Here is a 26,427-nt window from a genome sequence, read left to right as displayed (position 1 = left end):
CCATGGCCTATGCCATCTTCGGTTCGATGATCGTGCTCTTGCTGATCGGTTTCCCGATGATGATCCCGCTGCTCATGGGCGCGCTGATCGGCTTCATCGCGCTTTTCGGTGGCTTCGGACAGCTGGACACGATGGTCCAGCAGATCCTCGCCGGCATCCGCCCCGCCAGCCTGATCGCCGTGCCAATGTTCATCTTCGCCGCCGATATCATGACCCGCGGCCAGTCGGCCAACCGGCTGATCGATCTGGTCATGGCCTTTGTCGGCCATATCCGGGGCGGGCTGGCGATCTCGACCGCCACCGCCTGCACCCTCTTCGGCGCGGTCTCGGGTTCGACACAGGCCACTGTCGTCGCGGTCGGCGGGCCGCTGAGGCCACGGATGCTGAAGGCGGGCTACAATGACAGCTTCGTTCTGGCGCTGATCATCAATGCCTCGGACATCGCCTTCCTGATCCCGCCCTCCATCGGCATGATCATCTATGGCGTCGTCTCGGGCACCTCGATTTCCGAGCTGTTCATCGCCGGGATCGGGCCGGGGCTGCTGATCCTCGTGCTGTTCTCGATCTATTCCTACATCTATGCCATCCGCAACAACGTCCCCACCGAACCCAAGGCCAGCTGGGCCGAGCGCGTGGCGGCGTTGCGCCGGGCGCTGTGGCCCTTGGGCTTTCCGCTGATCATCGTCGGCGGCATCTATGGCGGCATCTTCTCGCCGACCGAGGCCGCCGCCGCCTGCGTCCTCTACGCGCTGTTTCTGGAAATGGTGGTCTTCCGCGAGATGAACCTGCGCCAGCTGTACCAGACGGCGAAATCCACAGGCCTCATCACCGCCGTGGTCTTCATCCTCGTCGGGGCAGGGGCTGCGTTTTCCTATGTCATCAGCTTCGCGCAGATCCCGCAGGCGATCCTTGGCGGCATCGGCATCGACAGCATGGGGCCTTACGGCGTCCTTTTCACCATCTCCATCGCCTTCTTCATCGGCTGCATGTTCGTCGATCCGATCGTGGTGATCCTGATCCTCGTGCCGATCTTTGCCCCGGTGGTGAACTCGGTCGGTCTCGACCCGGTGCTGGTCGGCACCATCATCACCCTGCAGGTCGCCATCGGCAGCGCCACGCCGCCCTTCGGTTGCGACATCTTCACCGCCATCGCCATATTCAAGCGCCCCTATGCCGAGGTGGTGCGCGGCACGCCGCCCTTCATCATCATGCTGCTGGGCGTCTCGGTGGCGCTGATCTTCTTTCCGCAGATCGCGCTGTTCCTGCGTGACCTGGCCTTTGCGAAATAGGGGGCGGCGATGTTCCGGAAGATCCTGATCGCCTATGACGGTTCAGTCGGTGCCGAGCGCGCGCTGGAGAAGGCCGCTGAACTGGCCAAGCTGACCGGCGCGGCGCTGGTGATACTGACCGTCTATCGCCATCATTCCATGCTCGAGGCCTCGATCTCGATGGTGCGCGGTGCGCTGGAGCCGGGCGGCAACCTGGACGCGGCCATGCGCGACACCGCCCGCAACGCTGCCGATTACGCCAAAAGCCATGCAAGGGATGCCGGCGTGGCGAAGGTGTCGGCCTTCATCAAGGCGGGGCAGCCCGCCCGCACCATCATCTCGGTCGCGGCCGAGAAGGGCGCCGACCTGATCGTTGTCGGCTCGCGCGGGCTGGGTTCGACCGAGGGTTATCTGCTGGGCTCGGTCAGCCACAAGGTGACGGGTCTCTCCGATTGCCCGGTGCTGGTGGTCTAGGATGCCCGCCGCGCTGCCCCCTGATCCGATCCGGCGCTTCGGCCTCATCGCACTGGCCACCGACCTGACGACCGAGCGGGACGCCGCCCGCCTGATGCCCGAGGGCACGGCGCTGCATGTGACCCGCATCGCCTTCGACAACCCGACCACGCCCGAGAACCTGCGCGCCACCGGCCCGCGCCTGCGCGATGCGGCGGCGCTGCTGGTGCCCGATGTGCCGCTTGCGGGGATCGGCTTTGCCTGCACCTCGGCGGGGGCGGTGCTGGGCGATGACCTGCCCGCGCTGATCGGCGACAAGCGCGCGCCGATCAGCACGCCAGCGGGCGGGGCGGTGCGGGCGTTCCGGGCGATGCGCGTTGAAAAGATCGCGCTGATGACGCCCTATCTGCCGGAAACCACGGCTCCGGTCGCGGATTATTTCAAGGCGCAGGGGATCGCGGTGGTGAAGCGCCATTCGCTCGGCCATGCCGATGACCGCGACATGGCGCGGCTGGATGGGGCGGCGGTGATGGAGGCCGCGCTGGAGGCCGATCACCCCGGTGCCGAGGCGCTTTTTCTCTCCTGCACCGCGATCTCCGCGCTGGACGTCATCCCCCGGCTGGAGGCGCGACTGCAAAGGCCGGTGCTCTCGGCCAATCTGGCGCTCTACTGGTCGATGCTGGATCAGGCGGGCATCGCCGCCGCCGGGCCTTATCGGCTGATGACGGTGCGGACATGGTGAGCCTCGATGACATCCGCGCGGCAGGGGATCGCATCGCCGGGCAGGTGCGCGTGACCCCGATCAAATCGTCGGCCAGCCTGTCGGCGCTGGCGGGCGGGCCGGTCTGGCTGAAATGCGAGCACCAGCAACTGACGGGGGCCTTCAAGCTGCGCGGGGCCAGCAACGCCGTGGCGCGGCTGGGGGATGTGGCGGGCGTCACCACCGCCTCGACCGGCAATCACGGCCGCGCGCTGGCCCATGCGGCGCGGGCGCGGGGGCTGCCGGCGATCATCTGCGTCTCGTCCTTGGTGCCGCGGAACAAGCTCGACGCGATCGCTGCCTTGGGGGCCGAGGCGCGCATCATTGGTGCCAGCCAGGACGCAGCCTTTGCCGAGGCCCGGCGCTTGCAGCGCGACGAGGGCTTTGCCCTGATTCCGCCCTTTGACCATGCCGATGTGATCGCGGGGCAAGGGACACTGGGGCTGGAGATCCTCGCGCAGATCCCCGATGCCGCGGCGATTGCCGTGCCGCTTTCGGGTGGCGGGCTGCTGGCGGGGGTCGCCGCCGCCGCCAAGGCGCTGAACCCCGGCATCCGCATCATCGGCATCAGCATGGAGCGCGGGGCGGCCATGGCCGCCAGCCTGACCGCCGGGCATCCGGTCGAGGTCGAGGAACTCGAGACGCTGGCCGACAGCCTTGGCGGCGGCATCGGGCAAGGCAATCGCCTGACCTTCCCGATGGTCCGCGACCTGATGGACGAGCTGATCCTCGTGACCGAGGCCGAAATCGCCGCCGGCATCCGCCATCTGGCGCTGGAGGACGGCGAGACGGTCGAAGGCGCGGCGGCTGTGGGGGCAGGGGCGATCCTTGCCGGCAAGCTGCGCGTCCCCGGCCCGCTGGTCCTGATCCTCTCGGGCGGCAATATCGACCCGTCCCGCCACGCCGCCATCGTGAGGGGCGCAAGATGAGCGAGATCCTGATCCTGACCGAGACAAAGCTGCGCGAGCGCATCCATCTCGACGCGAGCCTGATCGACGTGATCGAATCCGCCTTCGCCACGCTGGCCATGGGCGAGGTGGTGATGCCGCCGATCCTGTCGATGCATCTGCCGCAGGCAAATGGCGAGGTGGATGTGAAAACCGCCTTCGTGCCCGGCCTGCCGGGCTTCGCGGTGAAGATCTCGCCGGGCTTCTTTGACAACCCGTCGAAGGGTCTGCCCTCCACTTCGGGGCTGATGGTGGTGCTGTCCTCGGACACCGGGCGGGTGCAGGCGGTGCTCTTGGACAATGGCTATCTGACCGACCTGCGCACGGCGGCGGCGGGGGGCGTGGCGGCGCGCCACCTCGCGCGGGAGGATGCCAGCCGCGCCACAATCTTCGGTGCGGGTCTGCAGGCGCGGAAGCAGCTTCAGGCGCTGCGGCTGGTGCGCCCGATCACCGAGGCCACGATCTGGGCGCGCGATCCCGTCAAGGCCCGCGCGCTGGCCGCCGAGATGAGTGCCGAGGGCCTGCCCACCCGCGCCGAGGCCGACCCGGAAGCCGCCGTGGCGACAGCGGATATCATCGTCACCACCACCCCCGCGACCACCCCGATCCTGCGCGCCGACTGGCTGCGCCCCGGCCAGCATGTGACCGCCATGGGCAGCGACCAGCCGGGCAAGAACGAGCTTGATCCCCGTGCGCTGGACCGCGCCGATCTCTATGTCGCCGACCGGCTCAGCCAGACCCGCGATCTGGGCGAGCTGCGCGCGGCACTGGCTGCCGGGCTGATCGCCAAGGATGCCGCCTTCCCCGAGCTTGGCCAGATCATCGCCGGCCAGCATCCGCGGCGGACCTCGCCCGAGCAGATCACCATCGCCGATCTGACCGGCACCGGGGTTCAGGACACCGCCATCGCCAGCCACACACTTTCCCTGTTTGCCTAGAGGTTTCCCATGCCCGAGTTGCAGCGCAGCACCGAACGTTTCCCCACCGCCGAATACGAGGCCCGCCTGACCCGCACCCGCGCTGCCATGGAAAAGGCGGGGCTGGATCTGCTGATCGTCAGCGACCCCTCGAACATGGCCTGGCTGACCGGCTATGACGGCTGGTCCTTCTATGTCCATCAGGCGGTGATCGTCGGCCCGGATGGCCCGCCCCTCTGGTTCGGGCGCGGGCAGGACGGCAATGGCGCGCTGCGCACCGTCTGGATGGCCGAGGCGAATATCATCGGCTATCCCGACCATTACGTCCAATCGACCGAGCGGCACCCGATGGACTACCTCGCCGCGCAACTGACCGACCGGGGCTGGAACCGGGGTCGGATCGGCGTCGAGATGGACAATTACTGGTATTCTGCCCGCGCGCATGAACGGCTGCAAAACGGTTTGCCTGACGCGCGTTTCACGGACGCCACCGCGCTGGTCAACTGGCAGCGCGCGGTGAAATCCCCGGCGGAACTGGCCTATATGCGCAAGGCCGCCCGCATCGTCGAACGCATGCACCGCCGCATCGCCGAGACTGTCGAGGTGGGGATGCGCAAATGCGATCTGGTGGCCGAGATCTATGATGCCGGGCTGCGCTTTGACCCGGCGACCGGGGTCGGCGGCGATTACCCGGCCATCGTGCCACTGCTGCCCTCGGGCCCCGATGCCGCCGCGCCGCACCTGACCTGGGACGACCTGCCGATGCGCGCGAACGAAGGCACCTTCTTCGAGATCGCCGGCTGCTACCAGCGCTATCACTGCCCGCTGTCGCGCACGATCTTTCTGGGCAAGCCGCCGGCCGAGATGGTCGAGGCGGAAAAGGCCGTGCTCGAGGGGATGGAGGCGGGGCTGGCCGCCGCCCGCGCCGGCAATAGCTGCGAGGATATCGCCATCGCCTTCTTCAATGTGCTCGACCGTTACGGCATCGTGAAGGATAACCGCACCGGCTATCCGATCGGTCTCAGCTATCCGCCCGACTGGGGCGAGCGCACCATGTCGCTGCGCCGGGGCGACCGGACCGTGCTGCAACCCGGCATGACCTTCCACTTCATGACCGGCCTCTGGATGGAGGATTGGGGCTACGAGACCACCGAGTCGATCCTGATCACCGAGGGCGCGCCCGAGACTTTCTGCAACCTGCCCCGGAAGATGCTGGTGAAAGCATGACGGCGAACCCGATCCGCCCGACCATCCCGCTTGATGCCCCCGGCAAGGCGCATGGCTTCCTGCGCCTGCCCTACAGCCGCAATGACAGCGCCTGGGGCTCGGTGATGATCCCGATCACGGTGATTGCGAACGGGCAGGGGCCGACGGCGCTGTTGACCGGGGCCAATCACGGCGATGAATATGAAGGTCCGATCGCGCTGCAGCAGCTGGCCTGGGAGATCGAGCCGGAAGAGGTGACGGGGCGGATCATCCTCATCCCCTATCTGAACAGCCCGGCCTTTCGCGCCGGAACCCGGGTCAGCCCGATTGATCAGGTGAACCTGAACCGCGCCTTTCCGGGCAAGCCCGATGGCAGCCCCAGCCAGAAGATCGCGGATTATGTCTGCAACACGCTGGTGCCGATGGCCGATGTCGTGCTGGATTACCATTCCGGCGGCAAGACACTGGATTTCCTGCCCTTCGCCGCCGCGCATTATCTGGAGGACAAGGCCCAGCAAGAAGCCTGCCTTGCCGCCGTGCGGGCCTTTGGCGCACCCTATTCGATGATGATGGTGGAAATCGATGCCGTGGGCATGTTCGACACGGCGGTCGAGGAACAGGGCAAGGTTTTCGTCACCACGGAACTGGGCGGCGGCGGCACGGCGACCGCGCGATCGAGCGAGATCGCCATACGCGGGGCGAAGAACGTCCTGCGCCATGCCGGTATCCTGTCGGGCGGCATCGAGCTTGCGGGGGGCAGCCGGATGTTGGACATGCCGGGTGATGACTGCTTCCATTTCGCCACGCAGGACGGGCTGGTGCAGCCGCTCGTCGATCTGGGCGATGCCGTCGCCGCCGGTCAGCCCATCGCCCGGATCTGGCCCAAGGACCGCAGCGGTGTCGCGCCCGAGGAGGTGCGGGCCAACCGCGACGGCTTGCTGGCGGCGCGGCATTTCCCCGGTCTGGTGCAGGGCGGCGATTGTCTGGCGGTCATCGCGGCTCTGGTCTGAACGGGCTTGCTCTGATGCCTTCATTCAGTCACCGCTAGGGGCGGTGAACGGAGGGGGCGGAATGGGCTGGCGGTCGTCATTGGAGGTGCATCATCTGGCAAGCGGCGAGACCCGCCTGGTCCTGCAAACCGATGTGCTGATCGAGGCGCCGAACTGGCATCCCGAGGGCTGGTTTCTGGTCAATGGCGAAGGCCGGTTGTGGCGGGCCGATGGCAACGGGTTGCGGCCCATCGATCTGGGCGGGCTGGATCGCTGCAACAACGATCACGGTTTCCTGCCCGATGGCCGGATCGTCTTTTCCTGTCACAACGATCAGGGCGCGGGGATCTATGTCCTTGACCCCGATGGCCCGCGCGCCCTGCCGCTGCCCCGGCCAAGCTGGTGGCACGGGGCCAGTGGCTCGCGCATCACCTATGCCTGTGCGCGGGGCGGCGACCGGGTGGTGCGGGTGGCGGTGATGGACCTGCAACCCGCGGCCGAGACGGTGCTGACCCCCGGGATCGCCCATCACGATGGGCCGGATTTCGCGGCCTCTGGCGAAGAAATCTGGTTCAACTCGGACGCCACCGGTCATGCCCAGATTTGGCGCATGGGTCTGGACGGCAGCGGGGCCGCGCCGGTCTTCCGCGATGAGAATGTGAACTGGTTCCCGCATCCCTCGCCCGATGGACGGCGAGTGCTCTATCTCGCCTATGCGCCCGGCACCGAGGGCCATCCGCGCGACCGCGAGGTGGCGCTGTGGATCATGGATGTCGATGGCGGCAACCGCCGCAAGCTTTTCGATCTTTTCGGAGGGCAGGGCACGATCAACGTGCCCTGCTGGTCGCCCGATGGGCAAAGCTTCGCCTTCATGCGCTATGCGCCCGAGGCGTGAGGCCGGTCAGCTGACCGCGCGCTTCAGCCCCGGCATCAGCCGCAGAAGCGTGAGATCCAGCAGCCATGCGGCGACGATGGCGGCCCCGGCCAGCGGGAACAGCGCCGACAGGATCACCACCAGCACCGCCGCGCCTTTCCACAGCGAGTGGTCGGGCGAGCGGGGCGGGGCGGCCAGGCGGCCGGCGCGATCCGGGCGCCGCTTCCACCACATGACCAGGCCCGAGACGGTCAGGAACACCACCGACAGGCAGAAGAGCGTGTTCAGCACCAGGTTCCATACGCCCAGATCGCCCTCGTGGAAGGCCACGCCCCAGGCCATCGCCTTGGCATAGGGCGAATAGTCGGCATAGCGGATATCGGCGAGGACATTGCCGGTATAGCGATCGAGATGCAGGGTGCGGTCGGTGCCGGCGCCGGGGCCGTCATTCGAGGCGCTGTCATGGCTGACGGTCCAGACTCCCTCGGGGCCATCCGGCAGGGCGATCTGGAAGCGGCCGTCAAAGCCGAGACCACGTGCGAAAGCCACCACGCTGTCCAGATCCGGCGCGCCGGCGATGGCGGCTGTGCCGGCCAGCGAGCCCGAGGCCGGCATCGGTGCCTGTTCCAGCGTCCAGGGCACCTCCTTCTCGGCGCCGTGGTTCATCTTGGCATGAACATCGTCCGACATGGGCATGTCATGCATCATCTCCGGGGCCGCGTTGTCCGTGGCTGCCACGGCTTCCGACGGCGGCGGGGCGTATTTCTCGACCGGGAAGGTGTTCCAGGCCTGAACGAATTTCTCGCCCCAGATGCCGCTCCAGCTGAGGCCCGAGATCAGGAACACCACCAAGAGCGCCGAGACCCAGAAGCCCAGCACGCCATGCAGCGATTTCCACCAGCTGCGCCCGCGCGCCGAGAGACGCGGCAGCAGCGCGCCGCGCCAGCCCGACTGACCACGCGGCCAGTGCAGGTAGATCCCGGTGGCGATCATGATCAGGCCGAGGCTGGCGGCGATCTCGATCATCCGGTCGCCGGTCACGCCCAGCATCAGCGTGCCATGGATGACGCTGAGCCAGTCATACCAGCCGGCCTGCCAGTCAAAGCTGCGCAAAACCTCGCCGCTATAGGGGTCGAGCGCGACGCCGGTTTTCACGCCGTCGACGGCAACCGCGACGATGGCGGCACGGTCGTCGGCCAAAGGTTCGAGATAGTGGAAGGCGGTTGCACCCGGAACGGCGGCCTCGGCGGTGGCCTGCAGGGTGCTGGCGGGCAGGAGGTCGCCCGAGGGCGTGAGCGCCAGACGCTCACCGCCGATGCCGGTGCTCCACGAGATCCACAGCATCATCAGCCCGGTCAGGGCCAGCATGGTCATGAAGGGGATGACATAGAGCCCGGCATAGAAATGCCAGCGCCAGGCGATGAAATAGGTGTTGCTTGCGGCCGGTTCGGCCTTGGGGACGGTCGTCCGCCGGGGAATGTCGGTCATTCGGTTTGTCTCGTCGTCCTTGGGTTTCTGAAAAGGTCGGAAACTCAGACGGCGAGGGGTGGTCCGGTCGCGGGCGGCAAGCCGGTCGCACGGGCGGCGATGAGGATGACGGGCGGCGAGGGCCGGGCGGGCGACAACGCCCGGCGTTCGGGCAGCGGCAGGTCCGGCGGGTCGAACAGGGCAAGGACCGGATGAAGGCCGGCCCATTGGCAACGGTCGGTCGCAACGGGCTGTTCTTCGGGATCGTCCTGCGCATGCCCGGCATGGCCGCCGTGGTGATGCGGGTCTGTCGCGACCTGCTGCACCGCGATGGGTATGCAGAGGACCAGCATCAGCCGGCCATCGGCCCCGCGCGCCGGCATCACCGCATCCGAGACAAGCGTCAACAGCAGGAAGGGGGCCAGCAAGGCCCCCACAACCATTTGGCGAAAGCCGTGCAGAACCGCCCCGTTTGTCACGAGCCCGTGTTAGGCGATCGGGAACTTCGGGGTCAAGTAACGCCCTGCGGGATACCGTGGCGTCGGGTCACATGGCAGATGGCAGCAGGGGCCGCCCATCGGCGACCCCTGTCGGAAAGAATTCAGTGAACGCTGACGGGCGACAAATCGTTTTGCCGGGCCAGGAAGAAAGCCAGCTTGCGGTCCTTGACCAAAGCCAGACGCTCGCCATCGATGCCGTGGACGGCATAGAGACTGTCGAGATCGGGCGCCTGTTCGCGCACCTCGTCGGGCAGGCTGTCGATCGCCACGCGGCGGATATAGACGGTGTTCTGTTCGCCGTCGCCAAAATCGTATTTCGTATTCATCTCTCTGATCCCCTTTACTTGCGGCTGATCGGAATGGTCTGCACCACTTGTTGTGGCTGCACCCTTGTCAGATCGATATTCAAGAGCCCGTTTTCAAGTCGGGCCTCGGTCACATCCACGCCATCCGCCAGGACGAAGCTGCGCTGGAAGGCGCGGGCGGCGATGCCGCGATGCAGGAAAACCCGCTCGCCCTCGTCCTCGGCCTGACGGCCACGGATGACCAATTGACGGTCCTCCATGGTGATGCTGATATCGTCCTCGGCAAAGCCGGCCACCGCCAGCGTGATGCGGAATCCATCGGGGGCGAAATGTTCAATATTATAGGGGGGATAGCCCTCGGCACCCTTGGCCGCGCGTTCGGCCAGCCGCTCGAGCTGATCGAAGCCCAGCAGGTAGGGGTGCGCCCCCAGGGAGATCTTGGTCATGGTCAGCCCTTTCGAAGCGACTGCAGGTCACGGACCCCGCATCGCAGCGGCCCGTAACCAGAATATGTGCCCCGCCCGGCTTGCGCGCAAGTGCCGCAAGATTCTGTTAACAGCGGCGGGGCGGCGCGCTATAACAGGGTTCCCGTTCGCGGCAGCCAGCAAGAAGTCAGCCCATGAATACCCATCACGAAATGTCGCATGAAGAGATCGTGCGCGCCCGTCTCGAAGTGCTCAAGCGCGAGCACCGCGACCTGGACGAGGCGATTGCCGCGCTGTCCGCCCAGAACCTGTCCTCGTCCCTGACCCTGCAACGGCTGAAGAAGCAGAAGCTGGGGCTGAAGGATCGCATCGCCCGCCTGGCCGACGAGCTGACCCCGGATATCATCGCCTGATTGCGCCCCGCGCCGCCGCGCGCTAAGGCGTGCCGATGAGAAAAAGGGGGATGGCGTTGGGAAAACCCGTTGGAATCATCATGGGCAGCCAGTCCGACTGGCCGACCATGCGCGAGGCCGCCGCGATCCTCGACGAGTTGGGCGTGGCTTACGAGACGAAGATCGTCAGCGCCCATCGCACCCCGGACCGGTTGTGGGACTACGGCAAGACGGCGGTGTCGCGGGGCCTCAAGGTTATCATTGCGGGGGCAGGGGGTGCTGCGCATCTGCCCGGCATGATGGCCTCGAAGACGCGGGTGCCGGTCATTGGCGTGCCGGTGCAGACCAAGGCGCTGTCCGGGGTCGATTCGCTCTATTCCATCCTCCAGATGCCCAAGGGCTATCCGGTTGCCACCATGGCCATCGGCGCGGCGGGCGCGGCCAATGCCGGGCTGATGGCGGCGGGCATCCTCGCCGTCTCCGATCCGGCGCTGGCACAGCGGCTGGATGACTGGCGCGCGGCGCTGTCTGCCTCGATCCCCGAGGAGCCCCGCGATGAGTGACGTGACCACCATCGGCATCCTTGGCGGCGGACAGCTGGGCCGGATGCTCTCGGTCGCGGCCAGCCGGCTTGGCCTGCGCTGCCATATCTACGAGCCGGGGGCGGCACCGGCGGCGGATGTGGCCCATGACCTGACCACCGCGACCTATGAGGACGAGACGGCTTTGCGCAGCTTCGCGGCCTCGGTCGATGTCGTCACCTATGAATTCGAGAACGTGCCGACCGAGGCGCTGGACCTGATCGAGCGGTTCGCGCCGATCCGTCCCAACCGCCGGGCGCTGGCGGTGTCGCAGGACCGGCTGACGGAAAAGACCTTCCTGAACGAGATCGGGCTGGCGACGGCGCCCTTTGCCGATGTGCCCGACCAGGCGGCGCTGGCCGCGGCGATCCAGCAGATCGGCACGCCCTCGATCCTGAAGACCCGGCGCATGGGCTATGACGGCAAGGGTCAGGTGCGGATCACCGATCCAGCCACAGCCGACTGGACCGGCGCGCCTTCGGTGCTGGAAGGCTTCGTCGATTTCACCGCCGAGATCAGCGTCATCGTTGCGCGGGGCGCCGATGGTCAGGTCGCGGCCTTCGATCCCGGGCTGAACGTCCATCAGGGCGGCATCCTGCGCACGACCACGGTGCCCTGCGGTCTGCCCGCGCGAGTGACGACCGATGCGGTGCTGATCGCCGCCCGGATTGCTGCGGCGCTGGATTATGTCGGCGTGATGGGGGTCGAGCTCTTCGTGACGCCCGGCGGGCTGATCGTGAACGAGATCGCGCCCCGCGTCCATAATTCCGGCCACTGGACGCAGGCCGGCTGCACCGTCGACCAGTTCGAACAGCATATCCGCGCCGTGGCCGGGCTGCCGCTTGGCGACGGCAAGCGCTATGCCGATGTGGTGATGGAGAACCTGATCGGCGCGGACATGGCGCAGGTGCCCGAGCTTCTGCGCGCGCCCGATGTGCAGGTGCATCTTTACGGCAAGGGCGAGGCGCGCGAGGGCCGCAAGATGGGTCATGTAAACCGGATCACCCGGTGAAGCTCGCCCGCCCGCGACTGGCCGTGCGCGCGGCGATCCTGCATCGCGACCGGCTGCTCTTGGTCAATGCCTATCCGGGCCAGCACAGCGATCTCTGGGCGCTGCCGGGCGGCGGTGTCGAGCCGGGCCAGTCGCTGCCCCAGAACCTGATCCGCGAGGTGGGTGAGGAAACCGGCCTCGCCATCTCCGTCGGCGCGCCCTTTCTGGTGAACGAATTCCACGACCCCGCCAGCGGCTTTCATCAGGTCGAACTGTTCTTCCGCGCCGAACTGGTCGGCGGCGATGCCGTGCGGCTGGAGGATCCCGAGGGGGTGGTGAACCGCTTTCGCTGGGTCAGCCGCGCCGAGCTTGCCGGGCTGCGGCACAAGCCGGATGCGCTTGGCGCTGCGGTCTGGGGCGAGGCCCGCGCGATCTATGACCCGCTGGAGCGGATCGTCGTCTGATCGGTCCTATTCCGGCAGGGTTTCCGCCAGATAGCGCATCATGTTGCCGCCCATGACCTTGGCGATCTGATCCTCGGTCAGGCCGGCATCGATCAGTGCCTGCGTCAGCGCCGAGAGATGCGCCACGTCGAAGGGGGCATCGACCGAGCCGTCGTAATCCGAGCCGAGCGACACATGATCCTCGCCCAGCAGCGCGATGGCGGCGGTGATGCCCGAGGCGATGTCAGCGGGCGTCCTGCCGCAGACCACGTCGGCCCAGAAGCCGATGCCGATGACGCCACCCTTCTGCGCCACCGCCTGCATCAGGTCATCGGTGAAATTGCGCGGCGTCTGGCATTGGCCGTGGATGCCGGTATGCGAGATGATCGGCCGCGTGCCTTGCATCGCCAGCACATCGCGGACCACCTGCGGGCTGGCATGGGCAAGGTCAATCACCATGCCCTTCGCCATCATCGCCAGAACCACCTGCCGCCCGAACTCGGTCAGCCCCTTGTCGCCCTGACCATGCAGGCTGCCGCCAAGCTCGTTGTCGAAGAAATGCGTCAGCCCCATCAGCCGGAAACCGGCGTCATAGAGCACATCCAGGTTGGCGATCTCGCCCTCCAGCGGATGGCCGCCCTCGCTGCCAAGGATCGCGCCCAGAACCGGCTCGCCCTGCGCCCGGCGGTCGAGCACGGCTTGCAGGTCGGCGCGGGTCAGGATCAGCGACAGCCGGTCGGGCGCGGCCTCGGCCATGTCGCGCAAGGCCTCGGCCTGCACCAGCGCCCGTTCCTTCAGGCTGAACCAGGCCCGGAAGGGGCGCAACTGGCCGATGAAGAGAGGTGTGATGTTGTCGGGCGCCTCGGCGCTGTTTTCGCTGTAATTCTGGCCGCGCGGGCTTTTGGTGACGGTGGTGAAGACCTGCACCGCCACATTGCCCTCGGCCAGTCGCGGGATGTCGGTATGGCCGCGCACGCCCCGGTCCAGCAGGTCGCGGTCCCAGAGCAGCGGGTCGGCGTGCCAGTCGCCGATCACCAGCCGGTCATGCAGCGCCTGTGCCTCGGCCGAGACCGGCCAGCCCTCGGGCGGGGTGGTCAGCGGGTTCAACTGCCGCTCGACATAGGCCGGGCCCCAGACCAGCACCGCGATGACGGCAAGGGCCAGCAGCCCCAGCACCCCGATCAGCAGTTTCCGCAGCATGACTGTCCCTCGCCCCCGGTTGAGATTGCGCGCCGGTCCCGCGCCTCAGCGCAGGGCCATGCGCATGACATGTTGCGGCCCGATCTTGCCGCCCAGATACCGCTCGCCGGTATCGGTGAAACCGGCCCGCGTATAGGCGGCGATGGCCGCGGGGTTGATCGCGTTCACCGTCAGCACCAGCGCCGGCGGCGCGGGATAGATGCCGGGCAGATAATCCCTCAGCATCGCCATCGCCGCCGTGCCGGTGCCTCGCCCCTGTTCGCCCCGGTCGATCATCACGCCCCTCAGCCCGATCTCGCCCGGATGGGCAAATTCGTAGCGGTTGGGATAGGCGTGATCGATCTTGAAGAAGCCGACCACGCGCCCGTCGCGGCTGATCTGGTGGAAATCCACCGCCGGGTCGACATCCGCGAAATGCCCGGCGATGGTGCCGCAGAACGGCTCCTGCTCGGGCAGAACGCGGATATGGGCGACCCGGGCGGGGTCGTCCTTGGACAGGGGGGCAAGCCGGATCACGCCTCCAGTGCCTCCAGCTCGTCGATCAGCCCTTCGATCATCGACAGGCCCTTGTCCCAGAAGGCCGGGTCCGAGGCGTCGAGGCCGAAGGGGGCCAGAAGCTCCTTGTGGTGCTTGGACCCGCCGGCCTTCAGCAGCTCGAAATATTTCTGCTGGAAGTCGGGCAGCCCGTCCTCGTAGGCGGCGTAGAGCGCGTTCACCAAGCCGTCGCCGAAGGCATAGGCATAGACATAGAAGGGCGAGTGGACGAAATGCGGGATATAGGTCCAGAAGGTCTCGTAGCCCGGCATGAACTCGAAGATGGGCCCGAGACTTTCGGCCTGAACCGACATCCACAGCGCGTTGATGTCATCCGGGGTCAATTCGCCCTCGGCGCGGGCGGCGTGCAGTTTTACCTCGAAATCATAGAAGGCGATCTGGCGGATCACGGTGTTGATCATGTCCTCGACCTTGCCGGCCAGCAGCGCCTTTTTCTGCACCGGGTCGGTGGTCTTGGCCAAGAGCGCGCGGAAGGTCAGCATCTCGCCAAAGACCGAGGCGGTTTCCGCGAGCGTCAGGGGCGTCGAGGCCAGAAGCTCGCCCTGATCCGCCGCCAGTCGCTGGTGGACGCCGTGGCCCAGCTCATGCGCCAAAGTCATCACGTCGCGCGGCTTGCCGAGATAATTGAGCAGCACATAGGGATGGACCGTCACGACGGTCGGATGGGCAAAGGCGCCGGGCGCTTTGCCGGGTTTCACGCCCGCGTCGATCCAGCCCTTGTCGAAGAACGGCTCGGCCAGATCGGCGAGATCGGGCGAGAAGCCGGCATAGGCATCCAGCACCGTCTGCCGCGCCTCGGGCCAGTCGATGACGCGGGGCGTTTCGGTCGGCAGGGGGGCGTTGCGGTCCCAGACCTGCATCTTGTCGAGACCCAGCCATTTGGCCTTCAGCGCGTAATAGCGATGCGACAGGCGCGGATAGGCGGCGGTCACGGCATTCCGCAGCGCCTCGACCACTTCCGGCTCGACATGGTTCGACAGGTGCCGGCCATATTGCGGCGTGGGCATCTTGCGCCACTTGTCCTCGATGGCCTTTTCCTTGGCCAGCGTGTTGTGGACCCGGGCGAAGAGGCCGATATTCTTCTGGAAGACCACCGCCAGCGCCCTGGCCCCGGCCTCGCGACGCGCGCGGTCGTGATCGGTCAGAAGGTTCAGCGTGGCCTCGATGCCCAGCTTTTCGCCGTCCACGTCGAATTCCAGCCCGGCGGTGGTTTCGTCGAACAGCCGGTTCCACGCTGCGGCGCCGACGACGGAATTGTCATGCAGGAACTGCTCCAACTCGTCGGACAGCTGGTGCGGGCGCATGGCGCGCATCCGGTCGAAGACCGGCTTGTAGCGCGCGGGGCCATCCGCAGCGGTGAACATCGCCTCATAGGTGGCATCGGGGATGCGGTTGAATTCGAGGCTGAAGAAGACCAGCGGCGTGGTGAAATCGGTGATCTTCGACTGGTAATCGCCCAGCATCTTGGCGCGGGCGGGATCGGTCGTCTGCTGATAATAGCGCAGGCCGACATAGGACATGATCCGGCCGCCGAGGATATCGATGGCCTCGTAGCGACGGATCGCCTCGAGCATCTGCGAGGGCGTCAGATCGGCCAGCTTGCCCTGATAATCCGCAGCGAAGCTGGCGGCTTGATCGCGCAGCGCCTCGACATCGCGGGTCAGTTCGGGCGCGTCGGGGGCCGGGTAGAGGTCGGTCAGATCCCATTCGGGCAGATCGCCGAAGGGGGTGTCGGTGACCGGGTCCTTGGCGTCGAAAAGCGGGGTGCGCAGCATCTTGGGTCCTTTCTGTTGGCCTAGATGTGGACCGCCGGGCGGGCCGGTGCAAGGCCGGGCCAGTAGACAGCTTGCCGCGTGTCGGGCAAGTTTGGACCGAACCCGAGACGGAGGACCGCATGGCCGACCCGAACCCGCGGCTGGACCGCTTCTTTGACCGCGACACGCCCTGGAAGGCCGAGGTGAAGGCGCTGAGGGCGATCATGCTGGAGGGGCCGGTCGAGGAGGATCTGCGCTGGCGCCAGCCCTGCTACCGCGCCCATGACGGCAATATCGCGATCATCGGCGGGATGAAGGATTGCGCTTTTGTCTCGTTCCTGAAGGGGGCTTTGCTCACCGATCCCGAGGGGCTTCTAGTGCCGCCGGGTGACAATTCCCGCTCGGCCCGGATGCTGAAATTCACCGATCTCGCCGAGATCAAGGCCGCCGCGCCGGCGATCCGGGCGCTGGTGGTCGAGGCGGTGGAGAACGAGGCGAAGGGGCTGAAGATCACCTTCGAGAAGGACGACCTGGACCATCCCCCGGAACTCGACGAGGCGCTGGACGCGGACCCGGCGCTGCGCGAGGCCTTTGACGCACTGACCCCGGGGCGGCGGCGCGGCTGGCTGCTGCATTTCTCGCAGCCGAAGCAGTCAAAGACCGTGGTCGCGCGGATCGAGAAGGCGGCCGGGAAGATATTGGCCGGGAAGGGGATGCATGATTGAGGGGTAAGCGGCCCTATTTCTCGCAGGCGATGCCGTCGCCGTCGCGGTCGAGGCCGTATTCATCGGGGCCGATGACGCGGACCGGACCGCGCACGTAATCCGGGCCATTGCCGCTGCCGCCGGCGCAATCGACATCGCTGCTGACCGGGACGCAGACCAGATCATAGCTGGGGTGGCAGTCCTGCGCGAAGGACGCGGCGGGGATGAGGAGAAGGGTGAAAAGGCTGGCTCGGAACATCGGGCAAACTCCAATGCCCGACTGTCGGATGTGGTCAACGGGATGACAATATGTCTGAATGGCTAGTGGGGTGTTCGGTCTGTCCTGCCGGTCTTGCAGAGGTTTGAACGGCAACCCCGACCCGGAATCAGGGTGCGCAGCACGACCGTTTCAGCGGCCATCCACGGCAGGCCGCTGGCCCTCTGATGCACGTCAGGTCAGCGCCGCAATGGCGTCACGCCACCCCGTAATGCCGCATGAGCGCGTCATAAAACCGTTCCTGCACGTTGGGGCTTTCCATCATCGCCTCGTGACGGCAGCGGGCCAGCTCCAGCAGCTCCGATCCCGGCCAGCGGGCGGCGCGGTCGCGGATGGCGGCGCCAGAGACGATCTTCTCGCCATCGCCCAGGGTGATCAGCACCGGGCAATCGGGCGAGTCGAGGCCGGCCAGCCGGGTGCATTCGTTCAGCGCCTTGGCCACCCAGTCGAAACTGGCGCCGCCGATGGTCAGCTCGGGCCAGGCGGCGGCCTCGCACACGAGCCGCGCCCAGGTCGGGGCGTCATGGGTCAGAAGGTTGGCGCTGAAGCTTTCGTCCAGAAGGTAGGTGCCGGCGGCGCCGCTGCCCGGTGCGGCGCGGCCGCCGTGACCAAGCCGACCGGCCAGGTAGGCCATGCCAAGCGCCACGCCATGCGGCATCTGCCGCAGGTTGATGTTCCACATCGGCGCGGAAAAGGCCGCCGTCTCGACCGGCAATTCGTTGTAAAGCGCCGCCAGCCCGATGCAGCCGCCCATGGAATGGGCCAGAAGATGCCAGGGCCGGGGCAGGTCAAGCTCGGTCGCGGCGAGGACCATTTCCACCACGTCGCGCTGGTAGTCGGAAAACTCGCCGACATGGCCGGGGCGGGGATCGTTCTGCAGCCGGCCCGACAGGCCCTGGCCGCGCCAGTCGATCGACAGGACAGAGAGGCCGGCGGCATTCAGCCGCGCGGCGACGCCGGCATATTTCTCGACATATTCGGTGCGGCCCGGGAACAGCAGCACGCTGCCGCGCGGCGCCCGCCGGCTTGTCGGCCAATGCGCCAGACGCAGTTGCACGCCGTCATCGGCGGTGACGAAAAACGCCTCTGCCGGGGCAAGGTGATCCCCCGGCAGGCTGTGAAAGGGGGCCGGTCTCACCGGGCGCTCCGGGTCAGGACAGGGCCACGCCCAGCTGCATCGCCAGCGGCATCGAGCCCTCGATGCGCAGTTTGCCGGTCATGAAGGCCGAGGTCGGGTTCTCGGTGCCGTCAAGGATGCCCTCGAAGGTTTCGCGCGAGGCGAAGAGGGTCACTTCCGCCTCTTCGTCGGCGGCGCGGGCGCCGTTGCCGTCGATCATGATCGCGCCTTCATCCTCGATCACGAATTTCGCGGTCGAGTCGAAACTGCCCAAACGTTCGTTCAGTTTCTCGACCGCCTTGTTCACGACTTCGCTCATATCTGTTACTCCGTTGCGCTATGACTGGTCCCCAACCCAAGGACTGTCTACACTGGGGGCAGACAAGGCGGAAGGCGGGAAAATGGTTCGGGTCGCAGCAGTGCTGCTTGCCGCAAGCGTCAACATTTTTGCCCTTGGCGCAAGTGCTGGCGTGGCGTCATCCCAGGGCACGGTCGACATGGATGCGTTGTTTCAGCAACTGTCCCAGCCCGAGGGCGAGGGCTGGCGCATCGCCGAAAGCGATATCCTGCGCGAATGGTCGAAATCCGGCTCGCCGGCGATGGACCTGCTGCTGAAGCGCGGCGAGGAGGCGCTGGACCAGGGCGATGCCGTCACCGCCATCGGCCACCTGACGGCGCTGACCGATCACGCCCCCGATTTCGCCACCGGCTACCAGGCCCGCGCCGCCGCCTATGCGCTGAAGGGCGATTACGGACCGGCCATCGCCGATCTCGCCCATGCGCTTGAACTGGAACCACGGCAATTCGCGGCGCTGACCCAGATGGGCGTGATGCTGGAGGAAATGGGCGACGACGAACGCGCCATGGCCGCCTATCGCGCCACGCTGGAGATCCATCCGCATCAGCAGGAAGCCATCGACGGGCTGGCCCGTCTGGAAATGGCCAATCACGGCACCGATATCTGATCCCATGAAGTCGAATTCGCGCGTGACGGCCATGCTGGGGCCGACCAATACCGGCAAGACCCATTACGCCATCGACCGGATGCTGGCGCATCGCACCGGCGTCATCGGCCTGCCGCTGCGTCTGCTGGCGCGCGAGGTCTATGACCGGATCGTGCGCGCCCGCGGCCCCTCGGTCGTGGCGCTGGTGACGGGCGAAGAGCGCATCGTGCCCGACCGGGTGCAATACTGGGTCGCCACCACCGAGGCCATGCCCGAGGTCGGTGCCGATTTCGTCGCCATCGACGAGATCCAGCTGTGTGCCGATCCCGAGCGTGGTCATGTCTTTACCGACCGGATGCTGAACATGCGGGGGCTGCACGAGACGCTGCTTCTGGGCAGCGACACCATGCGCCCGGCCATCAACGCGCTGGTGAACAATGTGCGCTTCGAGCGGCGCGAGCGGTTCTCGACCCTGACATGGGCCGGCTCGAAAAAGCTCAGCCGGATGCCGGCGCGTTCGGCCATCGTCGGTTTCAGCGTCGATGACGTCTATGCCATGGCCGAGCTGATCCGCCGCCAGCGCGGCGGCGCCGCCGTGGTCATGGGCGCGCTCAGCCCGCGCACGCGGAATGCACAGGTGGCGATGTATCAGGCAGGCGAGGTCGATTTCCTCGTTGCCACCGATGCCATCGGCATGGGGCTGAACCTCGACATCCACCATGTCGCCTTCAGTTCGACCCAGAAATTCGACGGCCGCCGCGTGCGGCATCTGTTCCCGCATGAGATGGGCCAGATCGCCGGGCGCGCCGGCCGGCATACCGAACCGGGCACCTTCGGCGTCACCGGCGAGGCGCGACCGCTGGACGAGGGGCTGATCGATGCGCTGGAAAACCACCGCTTCGCCCCGATCCAGCGGCTGATGTGGCGCAATGCCGCAGTCGAATACGGCACGCTCGAGCGGCTGATCGCCAGTCTCGAGGTCTCGCCCGAGAATGAATGGCTGGTGCGCGGGCGCGAGGCCGATGACCTGCGCGCGCTGAAAGCCCTGGGTGATCTGCCCGAGATCCGCGACCGCGTGACCGGGCCACCGGATGTTCGGCTGCTCTGGGATGTCTGCCGGGTGCCTGATTTCAGGGGCATTTCCCCGGCGGAACACACGACACTGTTGCAGCGCATCTTCGGTTTCCTGCAGGAAGGCAGCATTCCCTCGGACTGGCTGGCCGGCCAGATCGAGCGGCTGGATCGCCCGAAAGGGGATATCGACACGCTGTCGAAGCGCTTGGCATATATCCGCACATGGACCTATGTGGCGCAGCGGCGTGGCTGGGTGCAGGATGAAAGCCATTGGCGCGGCGAGACGCGCGCTGTAGAAGACCGCCTGTCGGATGCGCTGCATGTCGCACTGACCGAACGATTTGTGGACCGGCGCACCTCGGTGTTGTTGCGCCGGCTCAAGCAGAAGGAGAGCCTCGTGGCCGAAGTGAATGACAAGGGCGAAGTGACGGTCGAGGGCGAATTCGCCGGCCGGCTGGAGGGTTTCCGCTTCCGCCCCGACCAGACCGCGACGGCGGACGAGGCGAAGATGCTGAACCGCGCCAGCTACGAGGCGCTGAAGCCCGAGTTCCACCTGCGCGCCGACCGCTTCTACAACGCCCCTGATACCGAGCTTGATTTCACCGAGCAGGGCGGGCTGATGTGGGGCGCCTCGGCCGTGGGCAAGCTGGTCAAGGGCGCGGATGCGCTGCATCCGGGCGTCGAGCCTTTCGTGGACGAGGAAGCCGGCCCCGAGATCGCCGAGAAGGTCCGTCGCCGTTTGCAGCATTTCATCGACCGCAAGGTTGCGACGCTGTTCGAGCCGCTGCTCGCGCTGCAGAAGGACGAGGCGCTGACCGGGCTGGCGCGCGGCTTTGCCTTTCGGCTGGTCGAGTCGCTTGGGGTGGTCCCGCGCGACGAGGTTGCCAATGACGTGAAATCGCTGGATCAGGACGCGCGCGGCACCCTGCGCAAGCATGGCGTGCGCTTTGGCCAGTTCACCATCTTCCAGCCGGCGCTGCTGAAGCCCGCGCCGACGCGGCTGCGGCTGGTGCTGTGGTCGCTGAACGCCGGCCTTGATGAATTCCCCGAAAGCCCGCCGCCGGGCCTGGTGACGATCCCGCACCTGGCCGAGGTGCCGGACGGCTATTACATCCTCTCGGGCTATCACCCGGCGGGCGATCGCGCGATCCGCATCGACATGCTGGAGCGGCTGGCCGATCTGGTCCGGGCGCAGGACACGCGCGGCGGCTTCGAGGCCAATCCCGACATGCTGTCGATCACCGGCATGACGCTGGAACAGTTCGCCGGGCTGATGCAGGGTCTGGGCTATGCCGCCGAAAAGGGCGAGCGCGCCAAGAGCAAGGCTGTTGAAGCTGCACCCGAGCCGGTGGCCGAGACGCCTGCGACCGATGCGCCGATGACCGAAGAGGAATCGGTGCTGGCCGCCGAGACCCGGGCGAAATGGGAAGCCGAGCAGGCGGCAAAGAAAGCTGCCGAGGCCGAAGCGGCCGCTGCTGCGGGCGAGACCGTCGCTGAAGAAGGCGAGGCCCCGGCCGAGGCCGAGGCGCCCGAGCTGGAAACCTTCTACACCTTCCGTTGGGCCCCGAAGCCCCGCGCCCCGCGCCGTCCGCAGGGCGAGGGTCAGGGCCGTCGCGGCCCGCGCCGCGACGCTGCACAGGGGCCGCGCGAGGGTCAGGCGCAGGGGCAGGGCGACCGGCCCAAGCGCGAGAATCGCGGCGAGGACCGCAAGGAAGCGCGGTCCGATAGGGGTGGCGAAGCCCGCGGCGAGAACCGGGGCGATGGCAAGCCCGGCCGCGGTCCCGGCAAGAAGGGTGACTTCAAGAAGGGCGATTTCAAGAAGGGTGGCAAACCCTCCGGCTCGCAAAGCCCCAAGACCTACCAGTCGCGCCCCGAGAAAAAGGCCGATCCCGACAGCCCCTTTGCGGTGCTGGCGGCACTGAAGGGCAAGGTCTGACCCGCGCGTGAGCGAGGCGCCCGACAGCATCCGGCTGGACAAGTGGCTGGTCCATGTGCGCCTGTTCAAGACGCGCGGACTGGCCGCCGAGCGGATCGAGGGCGGCGGCGTGCGGGTGAACGGCCAGCCAAGCCGCAAACCGGGCCGCAGCATCCGTCCCGGTGACGAGGTGACGGTCTCGATGCAGGGCCGAGTGCGTGCCTTGCGGATGATCGCGCCGGGGGTGCGGCGCGGCCCGGCCTCGGAGGCGCAGACGCTCTACGAGGATCTGACAGCTTCGGACATGCCCGAGGACTGAGCCCGCGACCGGGATGGTTTTTGCCGTCCCGACCCGCCGGCAGGACGGGCGTTCCGGCTTTGGCACCTGTCCGGAATGCCGGACTTTTCAACCCGCGCGGCCTTGATTGATCGCGCCGCCGGGCGTAACTAGCGGCTCGGACTGAACGGAGCGCCCCATGACCTATGTCGTCACCGATAATTGCATCATGTGCAAATACACGGATTGCGTCGAGGTCTGCCCGGTCGACTGCTTCTACGAGGGCGAGAACACCCTGGTGATCCACCCCGACGAATGCATCGATTGCGGCGTCTGCGAGCCCGAATGCCCGGCCGATGCCATCCGCCCGGATACCGAGCCGGACATGGAGAAATGGGTCGAGTTCAACCGAAAATACTCGGAACAATGGCCGGTCATCACCCGCAAGAAGGACCCGCTGCCGACCGCCGAGGAGATGGACGGGCAGACCGACAAGCTGGACAAGTACTTCTCGGAAGCGCCGGGCGAGGGCGACTGATTCGTTCAGTCGCGCAGGGGTCAGGCTCGGTTGTCAGGCGCTAACCCCATGGCAAACAAGTCTTAATTGAACATGCGTTTCGCGGGCGCGAATTGACGCAAGCTTCTTTTTTTGAAGCGTTTTTTATGCTATATAATGGTTACATTCGCGTTTACCGGGGTGAGGCCCCGGGATACGTGCGCCCGCAAGCTGCTGATCCCAATGACCTCTGCCGGTCCTTGGGCAAGATGAAATGACCAGACGCGACCCCAGGCGGGCATCCTGCCTTGGGCCGCTTGTGCCCTGCGCTGACGCACGGACACTATCGATGAGGAAGCCTGATGTCGAAAACCAAGAAAAACGAATTCCGTCCCGACGACTTCGTTGTCTACCCCGCGCATGGCGTAGGCAAGATCGTTTCGATCGAAGAGCAGGAAGTCGCCGGTCTGAAGCTGGAGATGTTCGTCATCTCCTTCGAGAAGGACAAGATGACCCTGCGTGTGCCCACCGCCCGCGCCGCCGAGATCGGCATGCGCAGCCTGGCCTCGCCCGATCTGGTCGATCAGGCGCTGGCGACGCTGAAGGGCAAGGCACGCGTCAAGCGCGCCATGTGGTCGCGCCGCGCGCAGGAATACGAGCAGAAGATCAATTCGGGCGATCTGATGTCGATCGCCGAGGTGGTCCGCGACCTGCACCGCAATGACGACCAGCGCGAGCAGTCCTATTCCGAGCGTCAGCTTTACGAAGCCGCGCTGGATCGCCTGACCCGCGAGGTTGCCGCCGTGGCCGGCCTCGACGAGGGCTCGGCCCAGAAGCGCGTGGACGAGGTCCTGACCAGCCGCGCCGCGTAAGAATTCACCTCACCGCATCGGAAGGGCGTCCCGCAGGGGGCGCCTTTTTTCGTTGGGCGTCAGCGGCCTGTCGGCTTGCGGATTGACTTGGCCACGCTCTGCCTTTCTGCTGCAATTTCCAGGGGATGCTGCATGGGTTGCAGGTGAATTCGCTGGAAGATTTGATGCGAAGGAAAGGTAGGATCATGAATTTTGAAACTGGTTTGACGAATGCGGCAACTCTGACCGCGTTGCTCTTGGCCCCGGCGCTGCCGGCCATGGCGCAGGACTGGCCGGGCAGCAAGGCCGGCGAGCCGGCGCCCGTGGTCGAGGGCATGCCCGAGATCCTGGCGAAGAACCTCGCCAATTTCGACGATCTCGATTTCAACGTCTATACCGGGCAGGATTGGGAAAACCTGCACAAGAGCCATGCCGAGAACATCCTGGTCCATTATCCCGATGGCCGCACGACCACCGGCATCCCCGACCACATCAAGGAATTGGCCTTCATGTGGACCTTTGCCCCCGACAACCGCATCACCGAGCATCCGGTGCGCTTCGGCACCGCCGATGGCGGCTGGACGGCGGTGATGGGCCAACTGGACGGCACCTTCACCGAACCGATGGTGCTGGCCGACGGCACCACGATCGAGCCCACAGGCAAGGCCTATCACCTGCCGATGGCGACACTGGGGCGCTGGAATGCCGAGGGCGTGATGGAGGAAGAGTTCCTGTTCTGGGACAATGCCACGCTGATGAGCCAGATCGGCGTCGGGCAGTAGGCTCCGGCCGATCAGATGCCATGCCGGCGCGCGTCCGGCATGGCCTTTCGTCGCATCCGCGCCGCCGCGGCCCGCGTGGACATTGCCCCCCCGGCCACCTATAAGGCGCGCAAATTTCCCATCCTTCTGTGAGGCGCACCATGATCAAGGTTCTCGGCCACAAGGCCCCCGATACCGATGCCACCGGCTCTCCCGTCATCTGGGCCTGGTATCTGAACGAGGTCCGCAAGACCCCGGCCGCGGCCGTGCTGCAGGGCGAGCCGAATACCGAGGCCGGCTGGATGCTGACCCGCTGGGGCGTCGAGAAGCCCGAGATCATCGCCGATCTGGCGGCAGGCGAGAAGGTCGTGGTCGTCGACACCAACAACCCGGCCGAGCTGCCCGCCTCGATCAACGAGGCCGATGTGATCGAGATCATCGACCACCACCTGCTGGCGGGCGGCATCAAGACCAAGACCCCGATCAACATCACCATCCGCCCGCTGGCCTGCACCGCGACGATCATGCATGATCTGATCGGCGAGGAGCTGGCCCGCGCGCCCGAGGCGATCAAGGGCGTGATGCTGACCTGCATCCTGTCGGACACGCTGGAGTTCCGCAGCCCGACCACCACCGCCCATGACCGCGCCGTGGCCGAGAAGCTGGCCGCCGATCTGGGCATCACCATCAGCGATTATGCGGCGGAAATGTTCGCGGCGAAATCGGACGTTTCGGCCTTTGCCGATGACGCGCTGCTGCGCATGGACAGCAAGGAATATGAACTCGGCGGCAAGCAGCTGCGCGTCTCGGTTCTGGAAACCACCGCGCCGCAGGTTCTTCTGGACCGCAAGGATGCGCTGATGGCCGCCATGCCGGGCGTTGCCGCCGCCGATGGCGCCGACGAGGTGCTGCTGTTCATCGTCGACATCCTGAACGAGCAGGCGACGCTGCTGGTGCCGAACGACTTCGTGAAGACCGTGGCCGAGAAAAGCTTCAACGCCACCGTCACCGGCGACACCGTGCTGCTGCCGGGCATCATGAGCCGCAAGAAGCAGATCATCCCGGCGCTGGCTGTCTGATGGTTCCGATCATCAACTCCCTGTCCGAGATCGGGCAGGGCTATGACGCGCTCTACTGCGACCTCTGGGGTTGCCTGCACAATGGCAAGCAGCCCTATCCGGCCGCGGTGGCGGCGCTGCAAGCCTATCGCCGGGGTGGTGGCAAGGTCTGCCTGATGACCAATGCGCCGCGTCCGAACCCCTATGTCCGGGCGCAGCTTGACCGCATGGGCGTGCCGCAGGATGCTTACGACATCATCGTCAGCTCGGGCGATTGCGCGCAGGATGCGATGTTCGCGGGCGCCGTGGGCCGCAAGGTCTGGTTCATCGGCACCGAGAAGGACGAGGGTTTCTTCAGCGACATTCCCGCCGCATGGCAGGATGCCCCGCCGATCACCCGCGTTCCGCTGGAGGAAGCCGAGGGCATCGTCTGCACCGGCCCCTTCGACGAGCTGAACGAGGTGCCCGACGATTATCGCGGCCGGCTGATGCTGGCGCGGGAACGCGGGCTCAAGCTGCTCTGCGCCAATCCCGATGTCGTCGTCGACATGGGCGAGACCCGGATCTACTGCGCAGGCGCGCTGGCCGATCTCTATCAGGAGATCGGCGGCACCTCGCTTTACTTCGGCAAACCCTACCCGCCGATCTATGACCGGGCGCGGCAGATGCTGGATCTGGGCGATGACGCGCGGGTGCTGGCCATCGGCGACGGCATCAACACCGACATCAAGGGCGCGGTCGAGGAGGGCATCGATTCGCTGTTCGTCACCGGCGGTCTGGCGGCCTCGGCGCTTGGCGATGACGTCGAGAACCCCGATCCGGTGCTGTTGCAGGAATGGCTGGCCATGCATCAGCTGACGCCGACCTATGCCATCGGGCGGCTGCGCTGAGGCGCGGCCGCTGGTGCGGGTCGAAAATCGTCGGGT

Annotated in this window: 31 protein-coding genes; 21 read left to right on the top strand and 10 right to left on the bottom strand. The window is 66.5% G+C overall.

What is annotated here, in order from left to right; all coding sequences use genetic code 11:
- Positions 1-2: 2 nt before the first annotated feature.
- The 8 genes from Q1A36_RS00700 (at position 3) to Q1A36_RS00665 (ending at position 7,435) form a co-directional block, all read left to right on the top strand.
- Entirely contained in the window at positions 3-1,289 is a 1,287-nt protein-coding gene (locus Q1A36_RS00700) for a TRAP transporter large permease (protein ID WP_299838297.1), read from the top strand.
- Positions 1,290-1,298: 9 nt separating this feature from the next.
- Positions 1,299-1,742, top strand: coding sequence for a universal stress protein (locus Q1A36_RS00695; protein WP_299838294.1), 444 nt, complete (start codon positions 1,299-1,301; stop codon positions 1,740-1,742).
- Position 1,743: 1 nt separating this feature from the next.
- Positions 1,744-2,463, top strand: coding sequence for an ectoine utilization protein EutA (locus Q1A36_RS00690; RefSeq protein WP_299838291.1), 720 nt, complete (start codon positions 1,744-1,746; stop codon positions 2,461-2,463).
- Entirely contained in the window at positions 2,457-3,410 is a 954-nt protein-coding gene (gene eutB / locus Q1A36_RS00685) for a hydroxyectoine utilization dehydratase EutB (protein WP_299838288.1), read from the top strand. The genes Q1A36_RS00690 and eutB overlap by 7 nt, the downstream gene beginning before the upstream one ends.
- Positions 3,407-4,366 carry a cyclodeaminase gene (locus Q1A36_RS00680; RefSeq protein ID WP_299838286.1) on the top strand — a complete coding sequence of 320 codons (960 nt, stop codon included), beginning with the start codon at positions 3,407-3,409 and terminating at the stop codon, positions 4,364-4,366. The genes eutB and Q1A36_RS00680 overlap by 4 nt, the downstream gene beginning before the upstream one ends.
- Before the next feature lie 9 nt (positions 4,367-4,375).
- Positions 4,376-5,572 carry an ectoine hydrolase DoeA gene (gene doeA / locus Q1A36_RS00675; protein ID WP_299838283.1) on the top strand — a complete coding sequence of 399 codons (1,197 nt, stop codon included), beginning with the start codon at positions 4,376-4,378 and terminating at the stop codon, positions 5,570-5,572.
- Positions 5,569-6,561: a N(2)-acetyl-L-2,4-diaminobutanoate deacetylase DoeB gene (doeB, locus tag Q1A36_RS00670; protein WP_299838280.1), complete on the top strand. Its 993-nt coding sequence runs from the start codon at positions 5,569-5,571 to the stop codon at positions 6,559-6,561. Before doeA ends, doeB begins: the two co-directional genes overlap by 4 nt.
- Positions 6,562-6,622: 61 nt before the next feature.
- Complete coding sequence (locus Q1A36_RS00665; protein ID WP_299838275.1) at positions 6,623-7,435, top strand: hypothetical protein; 813 nt, start codon at positions 6,623-6,625, stop codon at positions 7,433-7,435.
- A gap of 6 nt (positions 7,436-7,441) precedes the next feature.
- On the opposite strand, the gene Q1A36_RS00660 is transcribed toward Q1A36_RS00665, so the two are convergent.
- The 4 genes from Q1A36_RS00660 to Q1A36_RS00645 form a co-directional block, all read right to left on the bottom strand.
- Positions 7,442-8,902, bottom strand: a complete 1,461-nt coding sequence (locus tag Q1A36_RS00660; RefSeq protein ID WP_299838272.1) for a PepSY domain-containing protein — start codon at positions 8,900-8,902, stop codon at positions 7,442-7,444.
- A 44-nt stretch (positions 8,903-8,946) separates the two neighbouring features.
- Positions 8,947-9,360, bottom strand: a complete 414-nt coding sequence (locus tag Q1A36_RS00655; protein ID WP_299838269.1) for a hypothetical protein — start codon at positions 9,358-9,360, stop codon at positions 8,947-8,949.
- Positions 9,361-9,482: 122 nt separating this feature from the next.
- Positions 9,483-9,707 carry a DUF1150 domain-containing protein gene (locus tag Q1A36_RS00650; protein WP_101751271.1) on the bottom strand — a complete coding sequence of 75 codons (225 nt, stop codon included), beginning with the start codon at positions 9,705-9,707 and terminating at the stop codon, positions 9,483-9,485.
- A gap of 14 nt (positions 9,708-9,721) precedes the next feature.
- Positions 9,722-10,132, bottom strand: a complete 411-nt coding sequence (locus Q1A36_RS00645) for an Hsp20 family protein (protein WP_299838262.1) — start codon at positions 10,130-10,132, stop codon at positions 9,722-9,724.
- A gap of 173 nt (positions 10,133-10,305) precedes the next feature.
- On the opposite strand from Q1A36_RS00645, the gene Q1A36_RS00640 reads away from it, so the two are divergent.
- From Q1A36_RS00640 to Q1A36_RS00625, 4 genes are read left to right on the top strand one after another with little or no spacing between them, the layout of a single operon-like run.
- Complete coding sequence (locus Q1A36_RS00640) at positions 10,306-10,524, top strand: DUF465 domain-containing protein (protein ID WP_101751273.1); 219 nt, start codon at positions 10,306-10,308, stop codon at positions 10,522-10,524.
- A 56-nt stretch (positions 10,525-10,580) separates the two neighbouring features.
- Positions 10,581-11,066, top strand: coding sequence for a 5-(carboxyamino)imidazole ribonucleotide mutase (purE, locus tag Q1A36_RS00635; protein ID WP_299838257.1), 486 nt, complete (start codon positions 10,581-10,583; stop codon positions 11,064-11,066).
- Entirely contained in the window at positions 11,059-12,096 is a 1,038-nt protein-coding gene (locus tag Q1A36_RS00630) for a 5-(carboxyamino)imidazole ribonucleotide synthase (RefSeq protein ID WP_299838255.1), read from the top strand. Before purE ends, Q1A36_RS00630 begins: the two co-directional genes overlap by 8 nt.
- A complete protein-coding gene (locus Q1A36_RS00625; protein WP_299838252.1) occupies positions 12,093-12,539 on the top strand; it encodes an NUDIX hydrolase in 447 nt (148 codons plus the stop codon). Before Q1A36_RS00630 ends, Q1A36_RS00625 begins: the two co-directional genes overlap by 4 nt.
- A 6-nt stretch (positions 12,540-12,545) precedes the next feature.
- Here Q1A36_RS00625 and Q1A36_RS00620 read toward each other — a convergent pair whose 3' ends face one another.
- From Q1A36_RS00620 to Q1A36_RS00610, 3 genes are read right to left on the bottom strand one after another with little or no spacing between them, the layout of a single operon-like run.
- A complete protein-coding gene (locus tag Q1A36_RS00620; protein WP_299838249.1) occupies positions 12,546-13,718 on the bottom strand; it encodes a dipeptidase in 1,173 nt (390 codons plus the stop codon).
- A gap of 45 nt (positions 13,719-13,763) precedes the next feature.
- Entirely contained in the window at positions 13,764-14,234 is a 471-nt protein-coding gene (locus tag Q1A36_RS00615; protein WP_299838246.1) for a GNAT family N-acetyltransferase, read from the bottom strand.
- Complete coding sequence (locus Q1A36_RS00610; protein ID WP_299838243.1) at positions 14,231-16,048, bottom strand: M3 family oligoendopeptidase; 1,818 nt, start codon at positions 16,046-16,048, stop codon at positions 14,231-14,233. Before Q1A36_RS00610 ends, Q1A36_RS00615 begins: the two co-directional genes overlap by 4 nt.
- 119 nt (positions 16,049-16,167) lie before the next feature.
- Between Q1A36_RS00610 and Q1A36_RS00605 the strand changes: the two genes are divergently transcribed.
- On the top strand, positions 16,168-16,752 hold the full coding sequence (locus tag Q1A36_RS00605; protein WP_299838241.1) for a YdeI/OmpD-associated family protein: 585 nt from the start codon (positions 16,168-16,170) through the stop codon (positions 16,750-16,752).
- A 13-nt stretch (positions 16,753-16,765) separates the two neighbouring features.
- Here Q1A36_RS00605 and Q1A36_RS00600 read toward each other — a convergent pair whose 3' ends face one another.
- From Q1A36_RS00600 to Q1A36_RS00590, 3 genes are all read right to left on the bottom strand, one after another.
- Positions 16,766-16,990 carry an excalibur calcium-binding domain-containing protein gene (locus Q1A36_RS00600; RefSeq protein ID WP_299838238.1) on the bottom strand — a complete coding sequence of 75 codons (225 nt, stop codon included), beginning with the start codon at positions 16,988-16,990 and terminating at the stop codon, positions 16,766-16,768.
- A gap of 214 nt (positions 16,991-17,204) precedes the next feature.
- Positions 17,205-18,146, bottom strand: a complete 942-nt coding sequence (locus Q1A36_RS00595) for an alpha/beta hydrolase (RefSeq protein WP_299838236.1) — start codon at positions 18,144-18,146, stop codon at positions 17,205-17,207.
- Positions 18,147-18,159: 13 nt separating this feature from the next.
- Complete coding sequence (locus tag Q1A36_RS00590) at positions 18,160-18,444, bottom strand: SCP2 sterol-binding domain-containing protein (RefSeq protein ID WP_299838233.1); 285 nt, start codon at positions 18,442-18,444, stop codon at positions 18,160-18,162.
- An 82-nt stretch (positions 18,445-18,526) separates the two neighbouring features.
- On the opposite strand from Q1A36_RS00590, the gene Q1A36_RS00585 reads away from it, so the two are divergent.
- The 8 genes from Q1A36_RS00585 (at position 18,527) to Q1A36_RS00550 (ending at position 26,391) form a co-directional block, all read left to right on the top strand.
- On the top strand, positions 18,527-19,090 hold the full coding sequence (locus tag Q1A36_RS00585) for a tetratricopeptide repeat protein (protein WP_299838230.1): 564 nt from the start codon (positions 18,527-18,529) through the stop codon (positions 19,088-19,090).
- A 4-nt stretch (positions 19,091-19,094) separates the two neighbouring features.
- On the top strand, positions 19,095-22,079 hold the full coding sequence (locus tag Q1A36_RS00580) for a helicase-related protein (RefSeq protein ID WP_299838228.1): 2,985 nt from the start codon (positions 19,095-19,097) through the stop codon (positions 22,077-22,079).
- 7 nt (positions 22,080-22,086) lie between these two features.
- Positions 22,087-22,377 (top strand): RNA-binding S4 domain-containing protein, encoded by a 291-nt coding sequence (locus Q1A36_RS00575; RefSeq protein WP_299838226.1) that lies wholly within the window; start codon positions 22,087-22,089, stop codon positions 22,375-22,377.
- 157 nt (positions 22,378-22,534) lie between these two features.
- Entirely contained in the window at positions 22,535-22,873 is a 339-nt protein-coding gene (gene fdxA, locus Q1A36_RS00570; protein WP_299838223.1) for a ferredoxin FdxA, read from the top strand.
- Between the two features lie 320 nt (positions 22,874-23,193).
- Positions 23,194-23,703, top strand: a complete 510-nt coding sequence (locus tag Q1A36_RS00565) for a CarD family transcriptional regulator (protein WP_101751285.1) — start codon at positions 23,194-23,196, stop codon at positions 23,701-23,703.
- A 185-nt stretch (positions 23,704-23,888) separates the two neighbouring features.
- Entirely contained in the window at positions 23,889-24,464 is a 576-nt protein-coding gene (locus Q1A36_RS00560) for an ester cyclase (protein WP_299838218.1), read from the top strand.
- Between the two features lie 140 nt (positions 24,465-24,604).
- The gene (locus tag Q1A36_RS00555) at positions 24,605-25,522 is read left to right on the top strand and encodes a manganese-dependent inorganic pyrophosphatase (RefSeq protein ID WP_299838215.1); all 918 of its coding nucleotides are present in this window, start codon (positions 24,605-24,607) and stop codon (positions 25,520-25,522) included.
- The gene (locus tag Q1A36_RS00550) at positions 25,522-26,391 is read left to right on the top strand and encodes a TIGR01459 family HAD-type hydrolase (protein ID WP_299838213.1); all 870 of its coding nucleotides are present in this window, start codon (positions 25,522-25,524) and stop codon (positions 26,389-26,391) included. The genes Q1A36_RS00555 and Q1A36_RS00550 overlap by 1 nt, the downstream gene beginning before the upstream one ends.
- The last annotated feature ends 36 nt before the right edge of the window (positions 26,392-26,427 follow it).

The sequence above is a fragment of the uncultured Paracoccus sp. genome (assembly GCF_947487305.1).
Classification (GTDB): Bacteria; Pseudomonadota; Alphaproteobacteria; order Rhodobacterales; family Rhodobacteraceae; genus Paracoccus.
The sequence above is the reverse complement of the archived record's forward strand: the minus strand, read 5'-3'. Positions and strand labels throughout refer to the sequence as shown.